Here is a 25380-nt window from a genome sequence, read left to right as displayed (position 1 = left end):
GAGCCCCATGGGACCGACAACTGGCAGACGCAGCGCAACGACACCGGGACTGCGCCAGCGCGCACTGGGGCAGACAGGAGAATGCCTGGCCGCAGAATTCCTGCAACGGCAGGGAATGGTCATCATCGAACGCAACTTCCGGTGCCCGCGCGGAGAGATAGACATCATCGCCAAAGACGGCGACACCATCGTCTTCGTCGAGGTGAAGACCCGCAGAACCCTCGCACAGGGATCACCTCTCGAAGCGGTGACGGCAGCGAAGCTGCGGAAGATCAGAACACTGTCGGGAATCTGGTTGAGCCAGCAGAAGGGCTTCTTCCCATCCATCCGCATCGACGCCCTCGGCATCGTGATGGACCCTGAACCCGACTACTCCCATCGCCGCAATGTGCAGGTCGACTCGTGAGCGAAGAGACGAAGCTCAACGTGATCGGACGGGCCTCCGCTGTCGCGCTCTGGGGGTTGGCGGGCAAGATCGTGTCGATTGAAGCCTGCGTCAGCGCCGGACTGCCGGGCATCGACATCGTGGGCCTGCCTGATGCCTCCGTGAGCGAGTCCAGGAAGCGACTGCGGGCCGCACTGGCTTATCTGGGAATACCCGTTGCTTCGCAGCATCTGACGATCAACCTCACCCCGGGCACCGTGCCGAAGATCGGCACAGGATTCGACCTCGGAATCGCAGTGGCCGTGCTCAAGGCTCAAGGAATCATCACCGCAACGGACACCGAATCGATCATCCATTGCGGTGAGCTCGGCCTCGACGGGCGCATTCGTCCCGTCACCGGGGTGCTGCCGAGCCTGCACAGTGGTCTCCAGGCCGGCTTCGAGCGATTCGTCGTTCCTGTCGGCAACAGTCAGGAGTCAGCCCTGCTCGGGGGAGGCGGAGTCAAGGCCGTCGCCTCACTGGCAGAGCTCATCAATATCTACGGTGGAAGCCTTGCGGTCCCGGAGCTGCCACCAGCCGTCGAGGCCGAGACCATCAGCCCGGAAATCTCCGAACGTCACGACCTTGCCGAAGTCCAAGGCCAGGCCGAAGCTCGATTCGGCCTCGAAGTCGCCGCCGCCGGTGGACACAATCTGCTGATGCGCGGCACCCCAGGAGCCGGAAAGACGCTGCTGGCGCAGTGCCTGCCGGGGATACTTCCACCATTGGATGACGAGCAGGCCATCGAAGCGGCGGCGGTGCGCTCGCTGCGGGGAGAGCTCAACGGCGGCGAAGGACTCGACCGCACACCCCCGTTCGAGGCACCACATCACCGCAGCACAGCCTCGGCGCTGATCGGTGGGCGCCGACCGGGATCGATAGGAATACTCAGCAGAGCTCACCGGGGTGTCCTCTTCATGGATGAGGCCCCCGAATTCTCACGGGACGTCCTCGAAGCGCTGCGGCAGCCGATGGAATCTCGACAGGTCCACATCCACCGGGCGTGGGGCTCGATGGTGCTTCCCGCATCGTTCCAACTGGTCATGGCGGCCAACCCCTGCCCGTGCGGGGTAGGAATGCGCGGAGCCGAATCCACGTGCCGGTGCACACCGATGGATAAACGCCGCTACCGCAACAGGCTCTCCGGGCCTTTGTTGGACCGAGTCGACCTGCAGCTCGAACTGTTCCCGGTCTCCCCAGCAGACATCCGCCTCGGCGGGGGACAGGAGGACAGCGCAACTGTGGCAGCGCGGGTCCATCTCGCCCGGCAACGACAGGCGGAGAGATACGTCGACTGCGAGTGGACGCTGAACTCAAATGCTCCCGGAGCCTGGCTGCGTGAACACTTTGCGCTGAGCCCGAACAGTCTGCGCGACCTGGACCGTGCTCTCGACACCGGAAGGATCACCATGCGCGGATATGACCGAGTGCTCAGGGTCGCAACCACTCTGGCCGACCTCGAGGGAGCCGGTGCGCCGACACCCGACAAGATCACGGCGGCGCTGGCATTGAGGACGCAGGAATCATGAACGACGACGCCAACGGGGAGATCAGGGCAGCCGTGGCCGCGCTGCTGAGAATCGGCGAACCCGGCGACGGTCTGCTCACCGGGCTCGTCGCTGAAATCGGACCGATCGCAGTCCTCGAACTGATTCGGGCGGTGGCTGTGGGAACGTCATCTGCGACCGAAGCTGCTGCGAGTCTCTCAACGATCGTGACAGAAGTTCCAGGCAGCGGGCAGCTTCCAGAGGCCTTCGACCGGTGGGCCGTGCGCGGCGAGGACGCCCAGGGGCATCGTGATCTTGAAGCCGTGCACAGGCTGGGAGGGCGACTCGTCATCCCCAGCGATGACGAATGGCCGACAGCTCTCACCGACCTGGGGCCGGCGGCACCACTGGGACTGTGGGTCCGAGGCGCGGCACGTTTGAACACAGCGCTGCGGTCGGCCGTCGCCATCGTCGGAGCACGTGCGTCGAGCAACTACGGCACCAAGTGTGCCTCAGATCTTGCCTGGGACCTGGCCGCACGGGGACTGACCATCGTCTCCGGCGGGGCCTTCGGAATCGATGCGGCCGCCCACCGGGCAGCCATCGCCCGAGAGGGCACCACGATCGCCTTCATGGCCGGGGGAGTCGATCGCTTCTATCCGGTGGCCAATACCGAACTGTTCCAGCAGGTGCTCGAAGACGGCGCGATCGTCTCGGAGACCGCTCCCGGAATGACCCCGATGCGGCACAGGTTCCTCCTCCGCAACCGCCTGATCGCCGCCTCATCGCAAGTCACGGTCATCGTCGAAGCCGGCTGGCGCAGCGGAGCCCTCAACACCGCCCGGCACGCATTGGAACTCTCCCGCGAGGTCGCAGCATTCCCCGGATCCGTGTACTCGGCATCCTCGACGGGAACCCACAGACTCATCCGCGCGCATGAAGCGGAACTGGTGACCAGCTGCACAGACGTCATCGAACTCATCGGCGGAGAGGAACCGACATTGTTCGACGACGGAAGACTCACGGGCGAACACCCCAGCACAGCGGCCTCCGACCCGATCGATGATCTCGCCGAACGGGAGAAGATCTGCGTCAACGTGCTCTCGGTGACCAAGGCTCTCGACGTCTCAACCGTGGCGTCACGGGCCGGGCTGACAGTGTCGAACACCCTCTCCGCGCTCGCCGTCCTCGAACTGGCAGGCCTGACCGCCCGCCGGGACTCCGGTTGGGTCAAGCTGCGGCCACCACAATGAGACGCCGATGAAGGTCCGGAGCTGAACACGTCCGATCGCGTAACCTGGGACTGTGACCCTTCCGACGACCATCGCCGAGGTGGTGTCCGGCTATGCCGACCACCTGAGATCGCGTGACGTCTCAGCCCACACCTCGAGAGCCTACGTCGCCGATGTCAGCGACTTCTTCGACCACACGGCCCACTCACCGGGTGCCGGCGTTAAGTCCCGGGCCACTGAGCTGCAGGTCAGCGACATCGATCTCAACGATCTGCGGTCGTGGCTCATCACGCTCGACGATGCCGGAGCGGCGAAGTCGACGGTGGCCCGGAAGATCGCAGCTGTGAAGTCCTTCTTCGCCTACTGCGTGAACCAGCATGGGCTGTCGAACAATCCAGCGGCACGACTGCGAACTCCCAAGAAGGACTCACGCCTGCCCACAGTACTCAAACCGCAACAGGCCGCCGATCTCGTATCCCGGGAGCGGACCGTTCATACTGAGGCCGACAACAGCGACCCCATCGAGGCCGCCAAATGGGTCAGAGACGCGGCCATCTTGGAGATGCTCTATGCCACAGCGGTGCGTGTCTCTGAACTGACCGGGCTGAACCGCGGCGACGTCGATCACCAGCGTTCGATGATCACCGTGTTGGGCAAGGGCAACAAGGAACGCCGCGTCCCCTACGGGAAACCAGCCCAGGCGGCACTGCAGAAGTGGCTGAGTCTGCGGGACACCTTCGCCTCCGAGAGCAGCGGCGACGCGCTCTTCCTCGGCGTCAGAGGTGGTCGCATCGGAGCCAGGCAGGTGAGGGAACTCGTCCACCGCTACGGTGCCGCTGATCCCAGCGCACCTGATATCGGCCCACACGGACTCCGACACTCGGCCGCTACACACATGCTTGACGGGGGAGCGGATCTGCGACAGATCCAAGAACTTCTGGGGCATTCGACGATGAGCAGCACCCAGATCTACACCCACGTCTCGATGCAGCGGCTGCAGGAGACCTATCGACAGGCGCACCCCCGGGCCTGATCGCAGCGGGCCGTGCGCGGTCCTGGGATGCCGTCATTGACGGAACTCCCAATGCCACGGCTCCGGCAGAGAACCGGACTGGCGGGCCCAGCCGGGATGGATCCACCCGAACTTGGGTGCATTCGCGCGCATCCACTGATGTTGGGCACTGCCGAAGGAATTGATTCCGCCGCCCAAGTCAACGGCCAGCGCCCATCCGTGATTCGAGGTCCCCGGGGTTGCCGCCATCCGTCCCTTGCGCTTCTTGAGGATGACCTGGGTGTCGTAGTCGCGGTAAGCATCCGTGACGGAGATCGGGGTCGAGAATCTGGCTTCGTAGGCGTGGGACATGCGGTCGAATGCCTTCTGCGCATCACAGCGCAGCATCTGCCCTGGTGCCGAGTCCAGCGTGCACATGGCAGCCGCAGGAATTCGGCCATTGCGATGCCCGCCCCAGGCTCCTGCACCCGAGGTCGTGGAATCCCCGGTGGGTTCCTTCGCAGGTTTGCGAGACAGAGGCAACAGGATCGACTCCTCCTGCCCGAAGAAGCCTGCCGGGTCGATGTAGACCTTGTCGCCCTGAGCCGCCCAAACTCCGATGTGCAGGCACGATTCATCGCAGTGCGAACCTTTGCCGACAGACCCGATCTCCTCACCGGCAGCGAACCTCTCACCCTTCTTCAGTTCCGACTTCGCTGGTTGGAAGGAGACCACATGCCCGGAGTCCGTCACAATGCTCACGGTCGCGGTGCCGGCCACAGTGCCGCGAAATCGGATAGTGCCCGCGGCGGGCGCACGCACCGGTTCACCGCTGACCGTCAGCACATCGATGCCGCGGTGTCCCTTCAGCCAGGCTTCGGTCGGCGGATCGAAGGCCTCGATGATCTCCATCGCAGGCACGGGGGACACCCACGTCGGCTCTGCCTCGGACACCGAGGTGGCAGCCACTGTCGAGGTGGCGGCCGCCGCCGACGAGATGTGCGTCGGTGACTCCAACGGCAGGCCCACCTCGGCGACGGTGAAGGTCAGGGCCAGCAGACTCCCGGCAAGCAGGAGTCGCAGACGACGAGTTGCCGGCACAGGCCGAAGCCAGGACGGGAGGGCGGTGTGAGGGGAATCGGCGAAGAGATCCATGAGCCCATGGAAGCGGGATCACTTGCCGAAGTCAGGCCCAAGCTCGGCCCCTGTGGACAGGTCGCGAGTGTGCACAGGCGAAACGAACACGAGTCATCGGGCAATCCACAGGAGAGCGCGCATGAGTGACGGGCCGCCGCGTCTGATGAGGCGGCCGAGAACGATCTGGGCGAACACGATCGGCTGCAGAATCGGGGCTCACACTTCCGCAGATCCGGCTGTGTCCACATACCAACGCGCACGAGTCAATGGGCATCGTCTTCGAAAAGGACAGCGAATGTGCGTTGCATGTGATGCAGACCATCCGGCAGGTGCCCGATCGATTGGAAATGCCTTGGGCAACGGGGATAGACTGGCCTCAGCAGAAGCGTGTCTTCTGACTACGCGTATTCGATTTCTTCTCCATCCCATGGTGCAAATTGTCCGTCAGGGCGAATTTGTGGGGCGGATGAACCGAATACCAGGAATCAACCGAAAAGGTCACTGTTGCCGACAGCTCAATGCTGCCGGAGAACACTGACGTAAAAGCACCTACGGGTGCAAGAGAAAGGAGGGCGTCGGCATGGCCGTCGTCACCATCCGCCAGCTGCTCGACAGCGGCGTTCACTTTGGACACCAGACCCGTCGTTGGAACCCGAAGATGAAGCGCTTCATCTTCACCGAGCGCAACGGCATCTACATCATCGACCTGCAGAAGTCGCTGGGCTACATCGACACTGCGTTCGAGTTCGTCAAGGAAACCGTGACCCACGGTGGCTCGATCCTCTTCGTCGGCACCAAGAAGCAGGCACAGGAATCGATCGCCGAACAGGCTAAGCGCGTGGGCCAGCCCTACGTCAACCAGCGTTGGCTCGGTGGCATGCTCACCAACTTCCAGACCATCTCGCTGCGTCTGCGCCGCCTGAAGGAACTCGAAGAGATCGACTTCGACGACGTTGCAGGTTCTTCGCACACCAAGAAGGAACTGCTCATTCTCCGTCGTGAGAAGGACAAGCTCGAGAAGACCCTCGGCGGTATCCGCGACATGCAGCGCACCCCTTCGGCTGTCTGGATCGTCGACACCAAGAAGGAACACCTCGCAGTCGACGAAGCTCGCAAGCTGGGCATCCCGGTCATCGCGATCCTCGACACCAACTGCGATCCTGACGACGTCAACTACCCGATCCCGGGCAACGACGACGCCATCCGCTCGGTGTCCCTGCTGACCCGCGTGATCGCCGATGCAGTGGCAGAGGGCCTCATCGCCCGCCACTCCTCCGACGATGACAGCGGCGAGAAGAACGTCTCCGCCGTCGAACCGATGCCTGAGTGGGAACGCGAACTGCTCGAGGGCAACGCTCCTGCCTCTGAGGAAGCTGCCGCTCCGGCCGCTGACGCTGCTGAGAAGCCAGCCGCTGAAGAAGCTGCTGCTCCTGCTGCCGACGCTGCTGCTGAGAAGCCTGCTGCCGAGGAAGCCGCTGCACCAGCTGCTGAAGCAACGGAAGAGACCGCTGCTCCGGCTGCGGACGCCGCTGCAGACTCCACCGAGTCGACCGAGTCCTGATTTTCCATAACTCCACCACCCTGAGGAGAAAGAATGGCAAACTACACTGCCGCTGATATCAAGGCACTGCGCGAGAAGACCGGCGCCGGAATGATGGATGTCAAGAAGGCTCTTGACGAAGCAGACGGCGATCAGGCGAAAGCTATCGAGGTCCTCCGTGTGAAGGGCCTCAAGGGCGCGACCAAGCGTGAAGGTCGCTCCACGTCCGACGGTCTCGTGGCCACACAGGTCGACGGCGGCGTCGGAACGATGATCGAGCTCAACTCGGAGACCGACTTCGTTGCGAAGTCCGATCCCTTCGTCGCACTCGCTGACGAAGTTCTGGCTCTGGCCGTGTCCAGCAACGCCGATTCGGCCGAAGCTGTCCTCGAGTCCACGAAGGACGGCAAGCCCGTCTCGGAATTCATCACCGAAAGCGGTGCGACTCTGGGCGAGAAGGTCGCCCTGCGTCGCGTCGGACGTCTCGAAGGCGCAAGCGTCGAGTCCTACCTGCACCGGACCAACAAGGATCTGCCTCCTCAGGTGGGCGTCCTGCTGGCCTACGAAGGTGACGACTCCTCGGTTGCCCACGATGTCGCCGTGCACATCGCTGCGATGAGCCCGAAGTACTTCTCCCGCGAAGATGTCCCTGCGGACCTCGTGGAGAACGAACGTCGCATCGCTGAAGACACCGCGAAGAACGAAGGCAAGCCGGAGAAGGCTCTGCCCAAGATCATCGAAGGCCGCGTCAACGGCTTCTTCAAGGAGAACTGCCTGCTGGACCAGGGATTCGCCAAGGATCCCAAGCAGTCCGTGAGCAAGGTTCTTGAGGCTGCCGGCGTCAAGGCCACCGGATTCCTGCGCTTCCGCGTCGGAGCCTGAAACATCATTGACCGTTGAGCGAGTCGGTTTCCGACCCGCACAGCAGTCGTCTCGCTTGAGAGTGAACTCATAAGCGGCGGACGGGGTCGGACCAATCGGTCCGGCCCCGTTTTCGCTAAACTGACACCGACGACTCATCCGGGCTCCAACCTGCCCAGACGGAAGAAGGACTAAATGACATCCACCCCGGTTCACGAATCCAGCTACGCCAGCAGACCAGTCCGCACCCACCGCCGCCGCGTTCTCCTCAAACTCTCCGGCGAGGTGTTCGGCGGAGGCAAGATCGGAGTCGATCCCGACGTCGTCGCCGCAGTCGCCAGGGAAGTGGCACCCACCGTCGACGAGGTGGAAGTCAGCATCGTCGTCGGCGGCGGTAACTTCTTCCGTGGAGCAGAGCTGTCCCAGCGGGGCATGGACCGTACCCGCGCCGATTACATGGGCATGCTGGGAACAGTGATGAACTGCCTGGCTCTGCAGGACTTCCTCGAGCAGACCGGAGTCGACACTCGAGTGCAGACCGCGATCCCCATGTCCCAGGTCGCCGAGTCCTACATCCCACGCCGGGCCATGCGTCACATGGAGAAGAACCGGGTCGTCATCTTCGGCGCAGGAGCCGGACTGCCCTACTTCTCCACCGACACCGTCGCCGCACAGCGTGCGCTGGAGATCCACGCCGATGAAGTCCTCATCGCCAAAAACGGAGTCGACGGCGTCTACACCGCGGACCCGAACATCGATCCCACAGCAGAGAAGATCCGTGAGATCACCTACCAGGAGGCGCTGCAGAAGGGCCTCAAGGTCGTCGACGCCACCGCCTTCTCCCTGTGCATGGACAACAAGCTTCCGATGCACGTCTTCGGCATGGAAGGCGAAGGCAACCTGCGCAAGGCGATCGTCGGAGACAAGATCGGCACCGTGGTCAACTAGTTTCACCGCGCACCGCCCAGGAACATCAACACCTCGAAACACCCCCTCATATGAAGTCCAGGACCGTTCCTGGACCAATAGAGTGGGGCATTCGTGAGCTATGACCCATAGAATGAACCCAAAGCACCCTACCGACGAAAAGAGTGAGTCGTGATTGAAGAGACACTGGCTGAGGCCAGAGAGAAGATGGACAAGGCCGTGGAATTCACGCAGGAGGACTTCTCGTCCATCCGCACCGGCCGCGCCAATCCCGCCCTGTTCGCGTCCATTGAGATCGATTACTACGTGCACCGACCCCTCTGCAGCAGCTGGCCTCATTCCAGACCCCAGAGGCCCGCACGATTCTCGTGACTCCCTACGACCGTGGGGCACTCGGTGACATCGAGACGGCACTGCGCAATTCGGACATCGGGGCCAACCCCGCCAACGACGGCAACGTCATCCGCGTTGTGCTCCCGGAACTCACCGAGGAACGCCGCAAGGAATACGTGAAGATCGTCAAGGGCAAGGCCGAAGACGGCAAGGTCTCGATCCGCAACATCCGTCGCCATGCCAAGGAGACCCTGGAACGCATCAAGAAGGACGGCGACGCCGGCGAAGACGAAGTCGCACGCGGAATCTCCGAACTCGACGACCTGACGAAGAGCAAGGTCGACAACGTCGACAAGCTGCTGAATCAGAAGGAAGCTGAGCTCCTCGAGGTCTGATGGTTTCCTTGACCGGGTCAGACAGTCCTGCATCCGATCCGGCTTCCTTCGGGGGGCCGGATCCGGTTCCGCATGCATCAGGCTCTGAGACCCCTTTCCCCAGGCGCCGAGACCTGCGCAACTCGGATAAGGACTATTCGCCGGACGATCCGGCGACGAATCCGGCAGCGAAGACCGGGCAAGACGTTCCTCAGGTGGCGGAGAAGGACTACGGCAAGGCCGGACGAAATCTGCCGGCGGCGATCGGCATCGGGCTGCTCATCGGCGGCGTCGTCTTGGCCTCGCTCGTCTTCTTCCCGATTTCCTTCCTCTTCATCATCCTCGTCGCCATCGTCGCTGCGATGTGGGAACTGGCCAACGCGCTGTCTCGTTCGGGATCGCTGGTCTCGCGTATTCCGACCATGGTCTCCGCAGCCTGCATGGTACTGGCGACTTTCGTCGGCGGACGCGAAGCACTGTGGGTGACCTTCGCTGCCAGCGCCGGCGCAGTCATGCTCTTCACAATGGTCGAACGCCGCAAGAACGCGGTCAAAGACGTCTCGCTGTCCCTGTTCGCGCTCACCTATGTCGGTCTCATGGCCTGCTTCGTCGTCTACTTGCTCACGCAGCCCGACGGCAATCTCTACGTCATCCTGTTCCTTGCCAGCGTGGTCGCCTCGGACACCGGGGGCTACGTCTTCGGGGTGCTGTGGGGCAAACACCCGATCGCCCCGAGGATCTCGCCGAAGAAATCCTGGGAAGGCTACTTCGGCTCGGTGGTCTTCGCCGCTGCGGTCGCGACCATCCTCGCTCTCACACTCTTCGACGCGCCCTTCTGGACCGGACTGGTCTTCGGCGTCGTCATTCCAGCCTTCGCCACCCTCGGCGACTTCAGCGAATCGATGATCAAACGAGATCTCGAGCTCAAGGACATGGGCACTCTTCTGCCTGGCCACGGGGGAGTCATGGACCGACTCGATTCGATCCTGCCGACGGCTCCGGTGGCTCTGGTGATGTTCTCCGTTCTGCCCGGATACCTCTGATCCGACGCCTGCCGGGCCGTGGCGGCTCACACACTCCAATAAAATTGCTCTCATGAGACAATGGACGTGTGAGTTCTCAAGCAGGTAACAGGCAGACACGGCCCGTCGTCGAACACGCAGACGGCACGACATCGAAGACACCGATGGCAGACGGCCGTCCGCTGCTCAATTTCAAATCTCCACGAGCCAGCCAGCCGAAGCAGCATCTGGCCGATATGACGATGGACGAACGCATCGACGCGGTCAAAGAGATGGGACTGCCGGCCTTCCGCGCCAAGCAGATCTCGACACACTACTTCTCGCACTATCAGACCGACGTGGAGTCCATGACGGACCTGCCCAAGGATCTGCGTGCCGACCTGCAGGAACGATTCTTCCCCCACCTCCTGACCGAGGTCCGCCGCCTGCGCACAGCCAACGGCGACACCATCAAATTCCTGTGGCGCCTCTACGACGGTGCGCTCGTCGAGTCAGTCCTCATGCGCTACCGCAACCGTGTCACCCTGTGCGTGTCCAGCCAGTGCGGCTGCGGCATGAACTGTCCCTTCTGCGCCACCGGCCAGCAGGGCCTGACACGCAACATGTCCGCGGCAGAGATCGTCGAACAGGTCATCCGAGCCAATCAGGTCATCGCTGCCGGTGAACTCGCACCCGCACCCACATCAGACATGCCAGCCGAAGGTGAGACGGCACTCGGTGCCGAAGCCGATGACGAGCAGGGGGAGACCTCTGAGGCCACGGTCGACGAATCGGGCACGAGCACCTCGGCGACGGGACCCGAACGCGTCTCCAACATCGTGTTCATGGGAATGGGCGAGCCCCTGGCCAACTACAAGCGGGTGATGAACGCGGTGCGCCGGTTCGTCGAACCTGCTCCCCAGGGACTGGGCATGTCGGCCCGCCGAATCACCATCTCCACGGTCGGTCTGGTCCCCGGCATCAACAAGCTCGCAGCCGAGGACATCCCCGTCACCTTCGCGCTCAGCCTCCACGCACCCGATGATGAGCTGCGCGACGAGATGATCCCCGTCAACACCCGGTGGAAGGCCGATGAGGCCATCGACGCCGCATACAACTACTACCAGGTGACGGGACGTCGGGTGAGCATCGAATACGCGCTCATCAAGGACATGAACGATCACCCCTGGCGTGCAGAGCTGCTGGCGAAGAAGCTCAACGCTCGCGGCCGCGGTTGGGTGCACGTCAATCCGATTCCGCTCAACCCGACTCCGGGCTCGGTGTGGACCGCGTCCGAGCCGGAGGTGGCAGACGAATTCGTGCGCAGACTCATCGACCAGGGAATCCCGACGACCATCCGCGATACCCGCGGATCGGACATCGACGGAGCCTGCGGACAGCTCGCTGCCGCCGACTGAGAAGTCGCGAACACGCATTTTCCGCGTCCGCCATTTATCATGGTGGAAATGACCAATACGGCGATTCGCTTCTGGAGGCAACATGGCGGACACGACTTTCCCCCGAATGTCCGGATGGAAGAACGGCTACGACCCGAAACAGGTCGACAGCTTCTTCAAACGTGCGCGTGAATCCTTCGAACGTCCCACCCCGCAGCCCGGTGACCTCGACTCCCGTGCGGTGCGCACTGTCGGCTTCGACCTGGTGCGCAAGGGATACCACGTCGCCGTCGTCGATGCCGCACTCGACCGCCTCGAAGACGCCTTCGCCAAACAGGCACGTGATCGCCTCATCGCACAGTCGGGTCAAGACGCATGGGTGTCCGAGCTGACACGTGTGGCCGCGTCCCTGCGGGGACGTCTGGTGCGCGAACCCGGCGAACACTTCGACAACCCGGCACCCGGAGTCATCGGCTACGACATTGATCAGGTCGATGACATGTGCGAGAAGGTCAACGCCTACTTCACCCAGGGTGTGGCCATGAGCGTCGACCAGGTGCGTCGCGTCCTGTTCAAGACGGCCAAGGGCGATAAGGCCTACGACGAGGACCAGGTGGATGCCTTCATCGACCGTGTCGTCGAAGTGATGGCCTCCGTTGACTGACTTCCATTACTTCGAAGCACCCACGGACACCTCGGCTGGAACTCTCAACCCGGTCTTCGAGCTGCTCGACTTCCCGATCGCCATGGGCGGGGCCGATGACATCGTCCTGACCGGGCCAGTCCCGGACCAACCGATGGTCGATGGCAGGGTGGTCACCGACCCACGTCTGGTCAAGGCACTGTCGAAGCCCGTGGAACTCGATCGCGCCGAGGTGCTCGACCGGAGTGCGAAACTCGCCGGAGTCCTCCGTGCCATGGGCATCAACGGCACAGAGAACGAACGCGTCATCATCGCCGAGGATGTTCCACCGGTCTCTCGGGCGCTCAGCATCCTCGGTGCCCTGCGCATCGGAGTCGGCGTCGACGTCCGCTCGGCGGCCGCGAACACCGCGTCGTCCGCGACGTCCTCGTCGGTCGAGGCCTCCTCGGCTCAGTCTGGAGATGACGAGCTCACCACCGTGTTCGTCCACACCATCGACGCGGCCCCGATTGAGTCGGGACGGGCATCGGTCAAGGCCATCCGCTCCCAGTTCGAAGGCGTGGGCATCACCGTGGCGGGGGAGACCGCCAACATCGATCAGGCGATGAGGGACTCACGCGTCGAACCCGCCGCGGTCGTCGCACTCTTACCGGACCGGGCACTCATCGTCACCGACGAGACTTCGCTCGACGCACGATCGAGCCTGGACTGGCTGTCGCAGGAGCTCCTTCCTGAAGCCTGACGCCTCCGATCCGAACACGACAGAGCAGATGAGCCACACCACGGTCACCGCCCATCTGCGCGAAGCAGGGTGCGTCTTCGCCGAAGACGAAGCCCGAATCCTGCTGGAAGCCGCCCAAGAGACCGCATCGTCAGACTTCGCTGACCGCCACGCCGTTCTCGGCAGGCTCCTGGCTCGCCGTGTTGCCGGTGAGCCGCTGGAACAGATCGTGGGATGGGTCGACTTCGCAGGTCAGCACATCGCGGTCGCACCCGGCGTGTTCGTACCGCGGCAGAGATCGACGCTATTGGCGCAGCAGTCGATACTGGCTGTGCAGGCCGCAGGCGAATCGGCGCGCTTCCTCGAAGCCTTCTGCGGTGTGGGTGCCGTGGCCGCCACCGTCTCCCGCGCCGTGCACGGAACTCAGATCCACCTCGGCGACTATGATGAGACTGCCCTCAACTGTGCGAGATTAAACGTCGGCGCTCAGGCGACGCCGCATCTGCTCGACTGCCTGGTGGGGCTGCCACAGTCTCTGAGCGGCAGGTTCGATGTGATCTCCGCGGTTCCGCCCTACGTACCGGATTCCGCGGCACAGTACCTACCCCACGAAGCGGCCGAGTACGAGCCGGCGACGGCGCTCTTCGGCGGGGCCGACGGGCTGGACCTGGTCCGGCGCCTCATCACCGAATCACACGATTGGCTGGCACCCGGTGGAGTGCTGCTCATCGAACTCGGCAGCCAGCAGCAGCAACCGGCCACCGACTTCGCCGAGGCCCTGGGGTTCATCGGCACGCGCACACTCGGCGAGGACGAGCAGACCGTGGTGCTCGAACTGCGGCTGCGCAGCTGAGAACATTCGGTTCGCTGTGCGGGCCGGTGGATGGCGTCGGAGCCGTGAGGTGAATGACAGCAACCGCTGGCAAGACGTGCAGCGGTGCTGCATGTGTGCACTGCGTACACACTTCTTGCCAGCGGTTGCTGGGCGTTGCTCAGGCGCTCGTTGGCTGGGCGGTGCTCAGGCCCTGCGAATCAGTTCGCGAAGGCGTTGATTCCGGTGAGACTGCGGCCCAAGGTGAGCTGGTGGACCTCGTGGGTGCCTTCGTAGGTGAGCACGGTCTCGAGGTTCACCGCGTGGCGCAGCGGTGGGTATTCGCTGGTGATGCCGGAACCGCCGAAGAGTGCGCGCAGGTCACGGCACACGTTCATCGCGGTATCGACGTTGACCATCTTGCCCAGGCTGATCTGTTCCGGGCGCACACCCTTCTCCGAGTCCTTGAGCTTGCCCAGGTGAGCGGCGAGCAGTGTGATCTGCGAATACTGGCCGAAGGCCTTCGCAAGCTTCTGCTGGCTGATCTGGAACGAAGAAAGCGGACGGTCGAACTGAATGCGCGTATTGGTGTACTCGAGTGCCGATAGGAGAGCGTCGCGTGCGGCGCCGGTGACGCCGAAGACGATTCCGTAACGGGCCTCGGACAGGCACGACAGGGGGCCCTTGAGGCCCTTGGCCTTGGGCAGCATGGCATCTTCGGGAAGGCGCACGTTGTCGAGAACGATTTCGCCGGTGATCGAGGCCCGCAGTGAGATCTTGCGGTGGATCTCCGGAGTCTGGACGCCCTCGGTGTCACTGGGGACGACGAATCCGCGGACGACCGGCTTGCCCTTGGCATCGGTCTCTTCGGTCTTGGCCCACACGACCATGACATCGGAGACCGGGGAGTTCGTGATCCACATCTTCGCGCCGTTGAGGATCCAGTCGGATCCGTCCTTCTTCGCGGTCGTCTTCATTCCCGAGGGGTCGGAGCCGACATCGGGTTCGGTCAGACCGAAGCAGCCGATGGCCTTGCCGGCGGCCATCTTCGGCAGCCATTCTTCCTTCTGCGCTTCCGAGCCGAAGTGGTGGATGGCGAACATGGCCAGGGATCCCTGGACCGAGACGAGCGAGCGCAGACCAGAGTCCACGGCTTCGAGCTCACGGCAGGCCAGACCATACTGGGTGGCGGTGGATCCGCCGCAGCCGTAGCCGTCGAGGTGCATGCCCAGGAGCCCGAGTTCGCCTAGGCCCTCGGCGAGTTCCCGAGCGGGGATCGTGGCGTCGAGGAAGTAGTCGCCGATCTTCTCGCGGACGTTCTCATCCAGCCATTTCTTCACGATCGACGCGAACTCGAGGTCATCTTCCTCGAAGACCGAATCCAAGCCGAGAATGTCGTCGGGGCTCATCGCTGCAGTCATTAAATCCTCTTTCGCCATTGATTCGCATTGCATATCTCACGTCGCCGATGACGCCGATGTCGAGTCATTTCTCAGAGAACTTTGGCATTATCGGTAGGCGTGAGCAAACGTAGAATCATTGTAGTCGGCTCGACCGGTTCGGTCGGCACCCAGGCCCTCGACGTCCTGGCGGAGAACGCAGAAGGTTTCGAGGTCATCGGCCTCGCCGCCGGAACCCAGCTCGATGCGCTGGTCGCCCAGGCCCTCGAATTCTCTGTCCCCGTCATCGGCCTCACCAGCCCACCAGAGGGTGGCCCGGACGAGATCCGCCAGCGACTGGAGCAGGCCGCCGGCCAACGGGGAGTAAGCGATCCTGTCCGTGAGATCCACGTGGGCCCCGACGCCGCCGAGGTGGTCGCCGGTGCCGCCGCCGACATGGTCCTCAACGCTGTTACCGGTGCTGCCGGGCTCGGTGCGACCCTGGCGGCCCTGGAACGCGGCACAGATGTGGCGCTGGCCAACAAGGAGTCCCTCATCATCGGCGGCTCGATCGTCCTCGATGCCGCCGCCCGCAACAACGCGGCTCTCATCCCCGTCGACAGTGAGCACTCCGCCATCGCCCAGGCCCTGCGCTCGGGCACCCACGGTGAGGTGAGCAAGCTCGTCATCACCGCCTCCGGGGGGCCCTTCCGCGGGATGACCCGCGATGCCCTGCGTCGTGTCACCCCAGCCCAAGCGCTGAAGCATCCCACCTGGTCGATGGGCTCGATGATCACCATCAACTCGGCGACCCTGGTCAACAAGGGGCTCGAAGTCATCGAAGCGCATCTGCTCTTCGACATCGACTTCGACCACATCGAGGTCGTCGTCCACCCGCAGTCGCAGATCCACTCGATGGTCGAATTCAGCGACGCTTCGACGATCGCGCAGATCTCCCCACCGGACATGCGGCTGCCCATCGCCTATGCACTCGGCACACAGACCGATGGCCAGACCCAGCGCCTGTCCTCCGGCGCGGTGGCCAACAACTGGGGTCAGCCCATGCACTGGTCCTTCGAACCCGTCAACCACCTCGCGTTCCCGGCACTCGGTTTGGCCGTTGAAGCAGGACGGAAGAGGAAGAGCTTCCCCGCGGTGTTCAACGCCGCCAACGAGGTCTTCGTCGAAGCTTTCGTGGGCGGGCAGATCCCCTTCACCGGTATCGACAAGGGCATCGAACGGGCGCTGCGAGCTCACGAGCCTGCAGCCGAGCACACCGTCGAAACCGTGCTCGCCGCCGATGCGTGGGCCCGGGAGTTCGCCCGCCAGGACCTGAAGGCACAGACCGAGGCGACACCATCATCTGCACCCGGTACGACCGCCGGCGCTCCTGATATGACAGTCGTCCTCTACATCGTCGGGATCGTCCTGTTCCTCATCGGGATCTCGATCTCGATCGGACTCCACGAACTCGGCCACTTGGTACCGGCGAAGAAGTTCGGGGTCAAGGTCACCCACTACATGGTCGGCTTCGGTCCGACGGTGTTCTCCTTCCGCCGTGGGGAGACCGAATACGGGATCAAGGCTCTGCCTCTGGGTGGTTTCATCGCCATGCCGGGAATGTACCCGCCGCTGGTAGCCACGACTCGTCGGGCCGGCAGGACTGCAGCCGAGACCGAGCGCAACGATGTCGGCACGATCGGGGACGAGCACGGACCTACTGATCTCGCGACGGAGGCTCCCCGCCGGCCGCGCAAGCAGCGGCGGGGGCGGCTGTTTGAGAACACGATGGCCGATGCCCGGGACTTCTCGAACCAGGAGATCGAACCGGGGGAGGAGCACCGGACCTTCTACGCCCTGAACGTGCCCAAACGGCTCGTCGTGATGTTCGCGGGCCCCCTGGTCAACCTCGTGCTCGGGATCATCATCATGGCGATCTCGCTCATCGGCATCGGCGTCATGACCCCGACGACCTCGGTCCAGACCGTCGTCGAATGCGCGGTGCCCGCCTCGGAGGCGGCGCAGCGCCCTGCGTCTGAGAAGGAGACCTGCCAGGACGATGATCCGCTGACGCCGGCCTGGGAAGCCGGCATCAAACCTGGTGATGACATCACCTCGGTGGCCGGTGTCTCCACCGACAGCTGGGACGAACTCTCCAACGTGATCAAGGATCATGCCGGCGAACGCGTCGACGTTGAGTTCAACCGCGATGGCCAGAAGCAGACGGTGACAGTGCCGATCATCGCCCATGAGAGAGCCGTCGTCGATGACCGCGGTGAGGCGCAGATGAACGCCGACGGTACACCGCAGACGGTGACCGAGGGCTTCTTCGGTGTCGGTCCCGTCCAGGAACGTCAGCCGCTGCCGCTCAACGAGTTCCCCGGCGCGGTCTGGGAGCAGGTCAGCGGCGTATTCCACGCGATCGTGACCCTGCCGGTCAAGCTCATCGACATCGCCGAGGTGGCCACCGGCTCGAAGGAACGCGACGCCGAAGGCCTGGTCGGGATGGTCGGAGTCGGGCGCATCGCCGGTGAGATCGTGTCGACCGATCAGTTCCAGATCGTCGAGAAGGCACAGCTGGGGCTGGGCATGCTGGGCTCGCTCAACATCTTCCTGTTCGCCTTCAACATGATCCCGCTGCTGCCGCTGGACGGCGGACACATCGCGGTCGGTCTCTACGAAGGCGCACGCCGCCAGATCAACAAGTTCCGCGGACGCGGCAAGATCGGCCCCTTCGACACGGCCCGGCTGCTGCCGCTGACCTACGTCGTCATCGGGCTGATGCTGTGCATGACGGCGCTGCTCGTCTACGTCGACCTCGTCAAACCGGTCACGCTCGACGCGATCTTCAACTCCGGGTAGGCACGCCCTGCGCTGCTCGGGTGGTGTAGCTGCCCTGGTGCTTGGGCGTCCCGTGCTCAGCTGTTGAGCGTGATCGTCTGCACCTCGCCGAGGTGGTCCAGGCTCACCGTGATCGACGGTGCCTGGGCTGCTGGCTCTGCCGCAGCAGAGACAGTCACCGTGCCCTTCAAAGGAGTCAGCATGGTGAGTACCTCAGTGGTGAAGGGCCGGCTGAGCTGGTGGTCCTCTTTCCACGCGTTGAAGCGTTCGCGGCGTTCGGCGCGGGGCTCATCGAGGTCCATGTTGATGGTGAAGAGTTCATCGGTGATCGCATCGTCGAAGTCGATGACCAGGTTTGCTGCAGCCAGCACCGTCTCTGACTGTTTGGCTGCGACCGGATGGTGAGGGGCTGGCACCGCGGTGGTCGTGCGTGTCAGCTGCAGGTCGGGCGTGCCCGCGGCGGCGGCCCAACCGGCATCGATGGCGTCTCTCACGGTGCGTTCGGCCGGGAAGTAGGTCGTATTGCCGAAGACGACGATGCTCAGCCCCAGGTCCGGGAACCACCGCATGTGTGAGCCGTACCCGGGGTAGCCTCCGGAATGGCAGGCGACCCGACCGAACCGAGAATCCAGGCGCGGCTGCAGACCGAAGCCGTAGTTGACGGATTCGGTGTGATGCTCGCTGTGCTGGATCTCGATGAGACGGTGGGACTGCTGGTTGTCCGTGAGAATCCGCGGCAGTGCGCCCGGTTCGTAGGAATCGATGTCTTCCAAGGCGTCCAGGTGGGCGCTCATCCAGGTTCCGATGTCGTTGACCGTGGAGATGACTCCGCCGATGGGGGAGAAGACCCCGGGGCCGGTGAGTTCGGCCGGGTGGTTGTGACCGTTACGGTCGATGCGGATGCCTGGCATCAGGTCCGGGAAGTCGGCGATGTCGAAGCCGGTGCGGGTCAGTCCCAGGGGTGCGAGCACCTCGGCGGTGACGACGTCGATGAACGATTTCCCGGCCACCGCCTCGGCGACGAGACCGAGCAGGGCATACCCGAGGTTGGAGTACTCGTATCCGGTGTCTGCCGGTGCGATGGGGATGGCTCCGCGCTTGAGATAGTCGATGAGCTCGGCACCCGTCATCGCCTCCACACGGTCGGCCCAGGGGTCGTCCTTCGTGAACCCGGTGCCCATCGTCAGCGCCTGCCGGCAGGTGCGGTCGGCGATCGATGTGCCGCTGAGTTCTGGGAGGAGCTGACCCAAGGGCATGTCGATATCCAGCCCCTGGGCCCTGAGCCGACCGATCGCTGCGGCCGTGAACGACTTCGTCATCGAGGCGATCCGGTAGGGAACATCGCCGTTGGCCACGGTTCCGGCCTCACCTTGGGGAAAGACGCCCCAGGCCAGGGTTCCGCCCTGCTCGGCCAGAGACGACGCCGCAGATTCGAGTCGGCTGATGATGGCCTGCGTATCGGGGTGGGTGAATGGCACGAAATCTCCTCAGCTCACGGCTATCTTCTGGGATCGGACGGCAAGTTTCCTTCACGATACCTGCGAAATGATGCTGTCGTGAGCGATCACACCGTGATCGGAGAGCCCGGATACGGTTTGAAGTCCTACAATATGAATGACTCGAACGATCAGTCTGGTCCCCAGTCGTCAATGAAGGGAATGTCTTCGTGACATCGGTCAACCTCGGAATGCCTGCCCCACCACCTCCTGTGCTCTCGCCGCGACGCAAAACGCGACAGATCCAGGTCGGAAAGGTCGGCGTCGGTTCCGATTTCCCTGTCAGCGTCCAATCGATGACGACGACACAGACCACTGACATCAACGGGACTCTGCAGCAGATCGCCGAACTCACCGCCGCAGGCTGTGACATCGTGCGAGTGGCCTGCCCTTCGCCCGATGATGCTGCAGCACTGCCGGTGATCGCACAGAAGTCGCAGATCCCGGTCATCGCCGACATCCACTTCCAGCCGAAGTACGTCTACGCCGCGATCGACGCCGGCTGCGGCGCGGTTCGCGTCAACCCCGGCAACATTCGCAAATTCGACGATCAGGTCAAGCAGATCGCGAAGGCGGCAAATGACGCCGGGACCTCGATCAGGATCGGTGTCAACGCCGGATCCCTGGACAAGCGCATCATGGAGAAGTACGGCAAGGCCACCCCAGAAGCGCTCGTCGAGTCCGCTGTGTGGGAGGCTTCACTGTTCGAAGAACACGATTTCCACGACTTCAAGATCTCCGTCAAGCACAACGACCCCGTGGTCATGGTCCGCGCCTACGAGCTGCTCGCCGAACGCGGTGACTGGCCTCTGCACCTGGGTGTCACCGAGGCTGGGCCTGCCTTCCAGGGCACGATCAAGTCCGCCACCGCCTTCGGTTCGCTGCTGTCGCAGGGCATCGGTGACACTATTCGTGTGTCCCTCTCGGCACCCCCAGTCGAAGAGATCAAGGTCGGCAACCAGATTCTTGAGAGCCTCAACCTCAAGCCACGCAAGCTCGAGATCGTCTCCTGCCCGTCCTGCGGACGCGCCCAGGTCGACGTCTACACCCTTGCGGACAAGGTCACGGCTGGTCTCGAAGGCATGGAGGTTCCTCTGCGCGTCGCCGTCATGGGCTGCGTCGTCAACGGTCCCGGTGAAGCCCGTGAGGCCGACCTCGGTGTGGCCAGCGGCAACGGCAAGGGCCAGATCTTCGTCAAGGGCGAGGTCATCAAGACCGTGCCCGAGGCCATGATCGTCGAGACTCTCATCGAAGAGGCCAACCGCATCGCAGCCGAGTCCGACGCCCCGTCCGGATCGCCTGACGTCGTCGTCGGCTGAAACCCGACCCATCTCGAAAAGCTCCCCGGTGTGTGAGGATCAGAACAAGGAGGCTCTCTGGTGCTGAGAGTCGCTCGGCTGGGACATCAGCACACCGGGTGGCTGAAGAGCCTGCTGGCACGCAACCCGTGCGAGAACGTCTACCTCATCGCGCTGATCGAAATCACCGGCACAGCTCAGATGAACTCCCCGGCCGGTACCGTGCTGGGTGTCTTCGACGGTGACCGCCCGGTTGCCGCCTACTGGGTGGGCGGCAATATCATTCCCGTCGCTGCGACCCCGGCAACGAATCAGGCTCTTGCAGAGAAGCTCAACGCCGATGGGCGCTACTCCTGCTCCCTCATCGGTTCCCGGGAGATCATCCTCGATCTGCACAACCGCCTGAACTGGGGCCGTGCCCGCGGTGTCCGTGACCGGCAGCCGCTGCTGGCGATCAGTTCCGACCCCTTGGTCGACCCTGACGAGGCGGTGCATCTGGTCACGGTGGAGCAGCTGCCTGCGGTGTTCGCCGCCAGCGTCGATATGTTCACCAACGAGGTGGGTTTCTCACCGATCGAAGGCGGCCAGTCGAGCTACCTGGCCCGTGTCCGCAACATCATCCGGGGCAAGAACTGCTTCGCCCGGATCTCTGACACTCTGCCGCAAGGCGGGATGGTGGGCCGTTGGCCGGCGACAGAGCAGTCCGAGCAGGTGCTGTTCAAGGCCGACATCGGAATTCGGGCACCGCGCATCGTTCAGGTGCAGGGCGTCTGGGTCCATCCTGATGTGCGCCAACAAGGTCTGGGGGCTGCCGGAATGGCTGCCGTTGTGGCACAGACTCGGGCGGCCGGGCACACCACGGTCAGCCTCTACGCCAACGACTACAACGAGGTGGCTCTGCGCATGTACACGCGAGTCGGCTTCGAACAGGTCGGCACCTTCGCCACCGTTATGTACTGACCGCGAAGCGGCATCGTCGTCGGGAGCAATCTGGCAGCGACCCGCTCGACTCGTGTCACGCTCGCGCTCCAACCTTCTCGTCGAGAACCGAGCTCATCGTCGAGAGCCGAGGTCAGCGCCGGGAGGAGAACTCAGGGAGTCTGCTTTCGAGCGTTGGCTGTGCTTTCGACGGCCAGCAGTCAGCCGCAAGTCGACCGCAAGAGCTCGAACACTCGACTGGCTTAGTCAGTGGTCTCGGCGATCGCGATTCTGGGGCTTGGCCATGTCTCCCAGGAATTTCTCCATCTCCCGCCGGTCCTTCTTCGTCGGCCGGCCCATGCCCTTGTCTCTGCGGGGGACGAATCCGCGCAGAGCAGGATCGGGCGGTGGGGTGAGATCCTCGTAGCACTGCACGGCGATCGAAGCCTGGGGACGAGTGGGAATGAACCCGGTGATCTTCCAGATGAACTCGGTGCCTGCCTTGCGCACGCGGACCTCCTGGCCGATGGAGACCTTCTGCGCCGCCTTGACCCGCTGGCCCTCGACCTGGACGTGTCCGCCCCGACAGGCCTGGGTCGCCAGGTTCCGGGTCTTGAACATCCGGGTCGTCCACAGCCAGACATCCACGCGCACGTGTTTGCCGGGGGAGCGGTCAATCTCCATAGTCAGCCTCCATGATCGTCAGCGTGAAGCCTCGTCCGAGCCTGCACTCGGCGCCGCGCCGCCTGCAGCCGGGGCCACGGTGTCGACATCGCTGCGCAGAGCGATCTCGCTGCGGCGGGTGAATGTCTGGGCAGGGCGGCCGCGACCTTGGGACACCGCATGCCCGGTGGGCGCGAGAAGGGGCAGCATGGTGCGGCGAAAGGTATCCGCCTGCAGGTTCTCTCCCGAGACGATCTCATGCAGCTCACGCAGCTGCCGCAGCGAGAACTCCTCCGGTAGCAGGCCGAACGGATCGGGGGTGCGCTCATGCAGGGCATGCAGGCGGTGCACCGCAACCCGCACGATCTCCTGATGCTCGGCGCTGAGCTCACGCACCGAATGCACGGGCGCCAGTTTTCGCCGCCGGGCATCCTGCGGATCCGGTTCGGTCTCGGGTGTGCTGGCATCGCCGAAGCCCACATCCCTCGTCGAGAGCACATCGAGGTGGGCCACCGAGATCACCCAGCCACGATCATCACGATCGGGCTGGTCGAAGACATGGAGCTGAACCGGGGCACGATCGACAAGCCTCGCCTTCTCGCGCAGGCACCGCGCGACCGCCTCGGCGAGGCGTTCCTGGGGTCGCAGAATCGATCCCGGCAGCTGCCAGGCGCCGTCGCCGGAATGGGTGAGGAGCACGTGCAGGCCACGTCGGGGAACGGGGCAGAGGACCGCGGTGTCGACCGCGACCGAGGGCCGCGGGAACTGCGTCAGTTGAGTGAAATCAGGCATGCTCTTCGTATCGGTCAGAAATTCGGTCGGTCAGCGATCGGGCCCGATTCGCTCAGGCCCTGGTGGACGTCTGTGCCCACCAGTCTAATTCGCTTCCACCACCTGACGAATCCGCGCTCACAGACAGAACCTCCACCACCCCTCACTGGCCGTGTCCGTGTGAGCCGCAGAACGGTTTGGTCTCACAATTGCCGTGCAGATACTCGCGTGCGATAGTGTTCGATCTGAGTCTTGACAAGTTGAGGAGTATCACCCATGGCCCTGCGCATGTCGTCCCTGTTTGTGCGAACCCAGAAGGAAGACCCGGTCGGTGCCGAGGTCGCCAGCCACAAGCTTCTGCACCGTGCGGGATACATCCGCCGATCGGCACCGGGGATCTACACATGGCTGCCTCTGGGACTTCAGGTCCTGGGCAAGATCGAAGCCATCGTGCGCGAGGAGATGGCCCGAGCTGGGTCACAGGAAGTCCACTTCCCCGGTCTGCTGCCCGCCGACCCGTACCGGAAGTCCGGACGCTGGGAAGCCTTCGGTCCTGACCTCTTCCACCTCAAGGACCGCAAGGACAACGACTACATCCTGGCCCCGACCCACGAAGAGGTCTTCACCCTCCTGGTCAAGGACCTGTACTCCTCCTATAAGGACCTGCCGCTGTCCATCTACCAGGTCCAGACCAAGTACCGTGACGAGGCTCGCCCCCGCGCCGGCCTGCTGCGCGGACGCGAATTCATCATGAAGGACGCCTACTCCTTCGACATCGACGACGCCGGACTCGACGCCTCCTACGAAGCGATGCGCGTGGCCTACCTGCGCGCCTTCGCCCGCCTTGGCGTGCCCTGCCTGCCGGTCAAGGCCACCCCGGGCGCCATGGGCGGCTCCGGCACCGAGGAGTTCATCTACCCCTCCGAGGTCGGCGAAGACACTTTCGTGCGCTCACCCGGCGGATACGCCGCCAACGTCGAGGCAGTGACCTCGATCGTGCCCGAGACAATCCCATTCGAGAATTCACCAGCGGCCCACGTCGAGGACACCCCCGACACGCCCACGATCGAGACCCTCGTCGACGCCGCCAACGCGAACCACCCCCGCGAAGACCGCGCTTGGACCGCAGCGGACACGCTCAAGAACGTCGTCTGCGCCGTCACCCACCCCGACGGCACCCGCGAGATCATCGTCATCGGCCTGCCCGGCGACCGTGAGGTCGACCTCGACCGCGCCGCCGGCACCGGAATGCTCGGCAACGGCGAGGTCGATCTCGAGGCCGCCACCAGCGAGGACCTCGCCGCCCACCCGGAGCTCGTCAAGGGCTACATCGGACCGGGCAACGACCTCGACAATCAGATCCTCGGCCTCGAAGGCACCTCGAAGATCCGCTACCTCCTCGACCCTCGCGTCGTCGACGGCACCCGCTGGATCACCGGCGCCAACGAGCCCGGCCGCCACGTCTTCGACCTCGTCGCCGGTCGTGACTTCACCGCTGACGGCACCATCGAAGCCGCCGAGGTGGTCCTCGGTGACCCCGCACCCGACGGTTCCGGTCCGCTGGAGCTTGCCCGCGGTGTCGAGATCGGTCAGATCTTCAAACTCGGCCGCAAGTACGCCGAGGCCCTCGATCTCAAGGTCCTTGACCAGAACGGCAAGGCCACGACCGTGACCATGGGCTCCTACGGCCTCGGCGTCACCCGCGTCATGGCCTGCATCGCGGAGGAATACCACAGCGAGGGCGGCCTCCTCTGGCCCCAGCACCTGGCCCCGGCCGACGTGCACATCATCGCCGCCGGCAAGGGCGAGGAGATCGCCGAGGCGGCGGAGAAGCTGACAGCCGAGCTCGAGTCCGAAGGCGTCAGCGTCCTCCTCGACGATCGTCTCAAGGTCTCACCCGGCTTCAAGTTCGCCGATGCCGAACTCATCGGCATCCCGACCGTGATCGTCGTCGGTCGCGGCCTGGCCGATGGAGTCGTCGAAGTCCGCAACCGTCTCGCCGATGAGAAGCAGGAAGTGCCCGTCGCCGAGGTGGTCGCTGGCACCGTGGCCACGATCCGTGCCGCCTACGCCACCGCCGATGCTGCGGCGGACGCAGCGATTGCCGAAACACCTGCTCGGTGAACCGACGTAGG

Annotated in this window: 21 protein-coding genes and 2 pseudogenes; 18 read left to right on the top strand and 5 right to left on the bottom strand. The window is 63.9% G+C overall.

Translation table 11 applies throughout. The features are described 5' to 3' along the window. The first annotated feature begins 7 nt into the window (after positions 1 to 7). The 4 genes from PGC08_RS13040 to PGC08_RS13025 are packed head-to-tail and all read left to right on the top strand — an operon-like array spanning position 8 to position 4176. A complete protein-coding gene (locus tag PGC08_RS13040; protein ID WP_096145852.1) occupies positions 8 to 406 on the top strand; it encodes a YraN family protein in 399 nt (132 codons plus the stop codon). Further along, positions 403 to 1953, top strand: a complete 1551-nt coding sequence (locus PGC08_RS13035) for a YifB family Mg chelatase-like AAA ATPase (RefSeq protein ID WP_271708574.1) — start codon at positions 403 to 405, stop codon at positions 1951 to 1953. The genes PGC08_RS13040 and PGC08_RS13035 overlap by 4 nt, the downstream gene beginning before the upstream one ends. After that, the gene (dprA, locus tag PGC08_RS13030; protein ID WP_271708573.1) at positions 1950 to 3164 is read left to right on the top strand and encodes a DNA-processing protein DprA; all 1215 of its coding nucleotides are present in this window, start codon (positions 1950 to 1952) and stop codon (positions 3162 to 3164) included. The genes PGC08_RS13035 and dprA overlap by 4 nt, the downstream gene beginning before the upstream one ends. 52 nt (positions 3165 to 3216) lie before the next feature. After that, positions 3217 to 4176, top strand: a complete 960-nt coding sequence (locus tag PGC08_RS13025; protein ID WP_096157255.1) for a tyrosine recombinase XerC — start codon at positions 3217 to 3219, stop codon at positions 4174 to 4176. Positions 4177 to 4209: 33 nt separating this feature from the next. On the opposite strand, the gene PGC08_RS13020 is transcribed toward PGC08_RS13025, so the two are convergent. Then, a complete protein-coding gene (locus tag PGC08_RS13020) occupies positions 4210 to 5235 on the bottom strand; it encodes a peptidoglycan DD-metalloendopeptidase family protein (RefSeq protein WP_271708572.1) in 1026 nt (341 codons plus the stop codon). A 616-nt stretch (positions 5236 to 5851) separates the two neighbouring features. Between PGC08_RS13020 and rpsB the strand changes: the two genes are divergently transcribed. From rpsB to PGC08_RS12975, 9 genes and pseudogenes are all read left to right on the top strand, one after another. Continuing rightward, complete coding sequence (gene rpsB / locus PGC08_RS13015) at positions 5852 to 6832, top strand: 30S ribosomal protein S2 (RefSeq protein WP_009885086.1); 981 nt, start codon at positions 5852 to 5854, stop codon at positions 6830 to 6832. 33 nt (positions 6833 to 6865) lie between these two features. Continuing rightward, positions 6866 to 7693 carry a translation elongation factor Ts gene (gene tsf / locus PGC08_RS13010; protein ID WP_009885085.1) on the top strand — a complete coding sequence of 276 codons (828 nt, stop codon included), beginning with the start codon at positions 6866 to 6868 and terminating at the stop codon, positions 7691 to 7693. Between the two features lie 174 nt (positions 7694 to 7867). Continuing rightward, on the top strand, positions 7868 to 8620 hold the full coding sequence (gene pyrH, locus PGC08_RS13005; RefSeq protein WP_009885084.1) for a UMP kinase: 753 nt from the start codon (positions 7868 to 7870) through the stop codon (positions 8618 to 8620). Between the two features lie 150 nt (positions 8621 to 8770). After that, positions 8771 to 9327 (top strand): annotated as a pseudogene (gene frr / locus PGC08_RS13000) (ribosome recycling factor). Beyond that, positions 9327 to 10349, top strand: coding sequence for a phosphatidate cytidylyltransferase (locus PGC08_RS12995; protein ID WP_009883024.1), 1023 nt, complete (start codon positions 9327 to 9329; stop codon positions 10347 to 10349). The pseudogene frr and the gene PGC08_RS12995 overlap by 1 nt, the downstream one beginning before the upstream one ends. Before the next feature lie 143 nt (positions 10350 to 10492). Further along, complete coding sequence (gene rlmN, locus PGC08_RS12990; protein WP_009883023.1) at positions 10493 to 11725, top strand: 23S rRNA (adenine(2503)-C(2))-methyltransferase RlmN; 1233 nt, start codon at positions 10493 to 10495, stop codon at positions 11723 to 11725. 82 nt (positions 11726 to 11807) lie between these two features. Next, the gene (locus tag PGC08_RS12985; protein ID WP_029416982.1) at positions 11808 to 12368 is read left to right on the top strand and encodes a DivIVA domain-containing protein; all 561 of its coding nucleotides are present in this window, start codon (positions 11808 to 11810) and stop codon (positions 12366 to 12368) included. Beyond that, entirely contained in the window at positions 12361 to 13089 is a 729-nt protein-coding gene (locus PGC08_RS12980; protein WP_193078302.1) for a hypothetical protein, read from the top strand. The genes PGC08_RS12985 and PGC08_RS12980 overlap by 8 nt, the downstream gene beginning before the upstream one ends. Positions 13090 to 13117: 28 nt before the next feature. Further along, a complete protein-coding gene (locus PGC08_RS12975; protein ID WP_069600453.1) occupies positions 13118 to 13921 on the top strand; it encodes a N5-glutamine methyltransferase family protein in 804 nt (267 codons plus the stop codon). A gap of 179 nt (positions 13922 to 14100) precedes the next feature. On the opposite strand, the gene PGC08_RS12970 is transcribed toward PGC08_RS12975, so the two are convergent. Further along, positions 14101 to 15300 carry an acyl-CoA dehydrogenase family protein gene (locus PGC08_RS12970; RefSeq protein ID WP_096162808.1) on the bottom strand — a complete coding sequence of 400 codons (1200 nt, stop codon included), beginning with the start codon at positions 15298 to 15300 and terminating at the stop codon, positions 14101 to 14103. Positions 15301 to 15399: 99 nt separating this feature from the next. On the opposite strand from PGC08_RS12970, the pseudogene dxr reads away from it, so the two are divergent. After that, positions 15400 to 16605 (top strand): annotated as a pseudogene (dxr, locus tag PGC08_RS12965) (1-deoxy-D-xylulose-5-phosphate reductoisomerase); the annotation flags it as partial. A 48-nt stretch (positions 16606 to 16653) separates the two neighbouring features. Next, entirely contained in the window at positions 16654 to 18120 is a 1467-nt protein-coding gene (locus PGC08_RS12960; RefSeq protein ID WP_271710070.1) for a M50 family metallopeptidase, read from the top strand. 56 nt (positions 18121 to 18176) lie between these two features. Here PGC08_RS12960 and PGC08_RS12955 read toward each other — a convergent pair whose 3' ends face one another. Further along, positions 18177 to 19577: a serine hydrolase domain-containing protein gene (locus PGC08_RS12955; RefSeq protein ID WP_271708571.1), complete on the bottom strand. Its 1401-nt coding sequence runs from the start codon at positions 19575 to 19577 to the stop codon at positions 18177 to 18179. 188 nt (positions 19578 to 19765) lie between these two features. On the opposite strand from PGC08_RS12955, the gene ispG reads away from it, so the two are divergent. Continuing rightward, positions 19766 to 20914 carry a flavodoxin-dependent (E)-4-hydroxy-3-methylbut-2-enyl-diphosphate synthase gene (gene ispG / locus PGC08_RS12950; RefSeq protein WP_009883009.1) on the top strand — a complete coding sequence of 383 codons (1149 nt, stop codon included), beginning with the start codon at positions 19766 to 19768 and terminating at the stop codon, positions 20912 to 20914. A 60-nt stretch (positions 20915 to 20974) separates the two neighbouring features. After that, the gene (locus tag PGC08_RS12945; RefSeq protein WP_096145841.1) at positions 20975 to 21853 is read left to right on the top strand and encodes a GNAT family N-acetyltransferase; all 879 of its coding nucleotides are present in this window, start codon (positions 20975 to 20977) and stop codon (positions 21851 to 21853) included. A gap of 225 nt (positions 21854 to 22078) precedes the next feature. Here PGC08_RS12945 and PGC08_RS12940 read toward each other — a convergent pair whose 3' ends face one another. After that, positions 22079 to 22495, bottom strand: a complete 417-nt coding sequence (locus PGC08_RS12940) for an RNA-binding S4 domain-containing protein (protein ID WP_069600448.1) — start codon at positions 22493 to 22495, stop codon at positions 22079 to 22081. Between the two features lie 18 nt (positions 22496 to 22513). Beyond that, positions 22514 to 23266 carry an NUDIX hydrolase gene (locus PGC08_RS12935; RefSeq protein WP_271708570.1) on the bottom strand — a complete coding sequence of 251 codons (753 nt, stop codon included), beginning with the start codon at positions 23264 to 23266 and terminating at the stop codon, positions 22514 to 22516. Positions 23267 to 23521: 255 nt separating this feature from the next. Between PGC08_RS12935 and PGC08_RS12930 the strand changes: the two genes are divergently transcribed. Continuing rightward, a complete protein-coding gene (locus PGC08_RS12930) occupies positions 23522 to 25369 on the top strand; it encodes a proline--tRNA ligase (RefSeq protein WP_096145839.1) in 1848 nt (615 codons plus the stop codon). The last annotated feature ends 11 nt before the right edge of the window (positions 25370 to 25380 follow it).

Origin of the sequence: Brevibacterium sp. BDJS002 (assembly GCF_028201555.1) — a bacterium.
Classification (GTDB): Bacteria; Actinomycetota; Actinomycetes; order Actinomycetales; family Brevibacteriaceae; genus Brevibacterium; species Brevibacterium aurantiacum.
Note: the sequence above shows the minus strand (reverse complement) of the source record. Positions and strands in the feature narration are given on the sequence as shown.

What these genes read in the sequence shown, in the direction of transcription:
- PGC08_RS12930 (WP_096145839.1), top strand. Translation starts at nt 23,522, where the DNA reads ATGGCCCTGCGCATGTCGTCCCTGTTTGTGCGAACCCAGAAGGAAGAC.
- tsf (WP_009885085.1), top strand. Translation starts at nt 6,866, where the DNA reads ATGGCAAACTACACTGCCGCTGATATCAAGGCACTGCGCGAGAAGACC.
- PGC08_RS12975 (WP_069600453.1), top strand. Translation starts at nt 13,118, where the DNA reads ATGAGCCACACCACGGTCACCGCCCATCTGCGCGAAGCAGGGTGCGTC.
- PGC08_RS12960 (WP_271710070.1), top strand. Translation starts at nt 16,654, where the DNA reads ATGACAGTCGTCCTCTACATCGTCGGGATCGTCCTGTTCCTCATCGGG.
- PGC08_RS12995 (WP_009883024.1), top strand. Translation starts at nt 9,327, where the DNA reads ATGGTTTCCTTGACCGGGTCAGACAGTCCTGCATCCGATCCGGCTTCC.
- PGC08_RS12970 (WP_096162808.1), bottom strand. Translation starts at nt 15,300, where the DNA reads ATGACTGCAGCGATGAGCCCCGACGACATTCTCGGCTTGGATTCGGTC.
- PGC08_RS13040 (WP_096145852.1), top strand. Translation starts at nt 8, where the DNA reads ATGGGACCGACAACTGGCAGACGCAGCGCAACGACACCGGGACTGCGC.
- rpsB (WP_009885086.1), top strand. Translation starts at nt 5,852, where the DNA reads ATGGCCGTCGTCACCATCCGCCAGCTGCTCGACAGCGGCGTTCACTTT.
- PGC08_RS12940 (WP_069600448.1), bottom strand. Translation starts at nt 22,495, where the DNA reads ATGGAGATTGACCGCTCCCCCGGCAAACACGTGCGCGTGGATGTCTGG.
- PGC08_RS12935 (WP_271708570.1), bottom strand. Translation starts at nt 23,266, where the DNA reads ATGCCTGATTTCACTCAACTGACGCAGTTCCCGCGGCCCTCGGTCGCG.
- pyrH (WP_009885084.1), top strand. Translation starts at nt 7,868, where the DNA reads ATGACATCCACCCCGGTTCACGAATCCAGCTACGCCAGCAGACCAGTC.
- dprA (WP_271708573.1), top strand. Translation starts at nt 1,950, where the DNA reads ATGAACGACGACGCCAACGGGGAGATCAGGGCAGCCGTGGCCGCGCTG.
- rlmN (WP_009883023.1), top strand. Translation starts at nt 10,493, where the DNA reads ATGGCAGACGGCCGTCCGCTGCTCAATTTCAAATCTCCACGAGCCAGC.
- PGC08_RS12985 (WP_029416982.1), top strand. Translation starts at nt 11,808, where the DNA reads ATGGCGGACACGACTTTCCCCCGAATGTCCGGATGGAAGAACGGCTAC.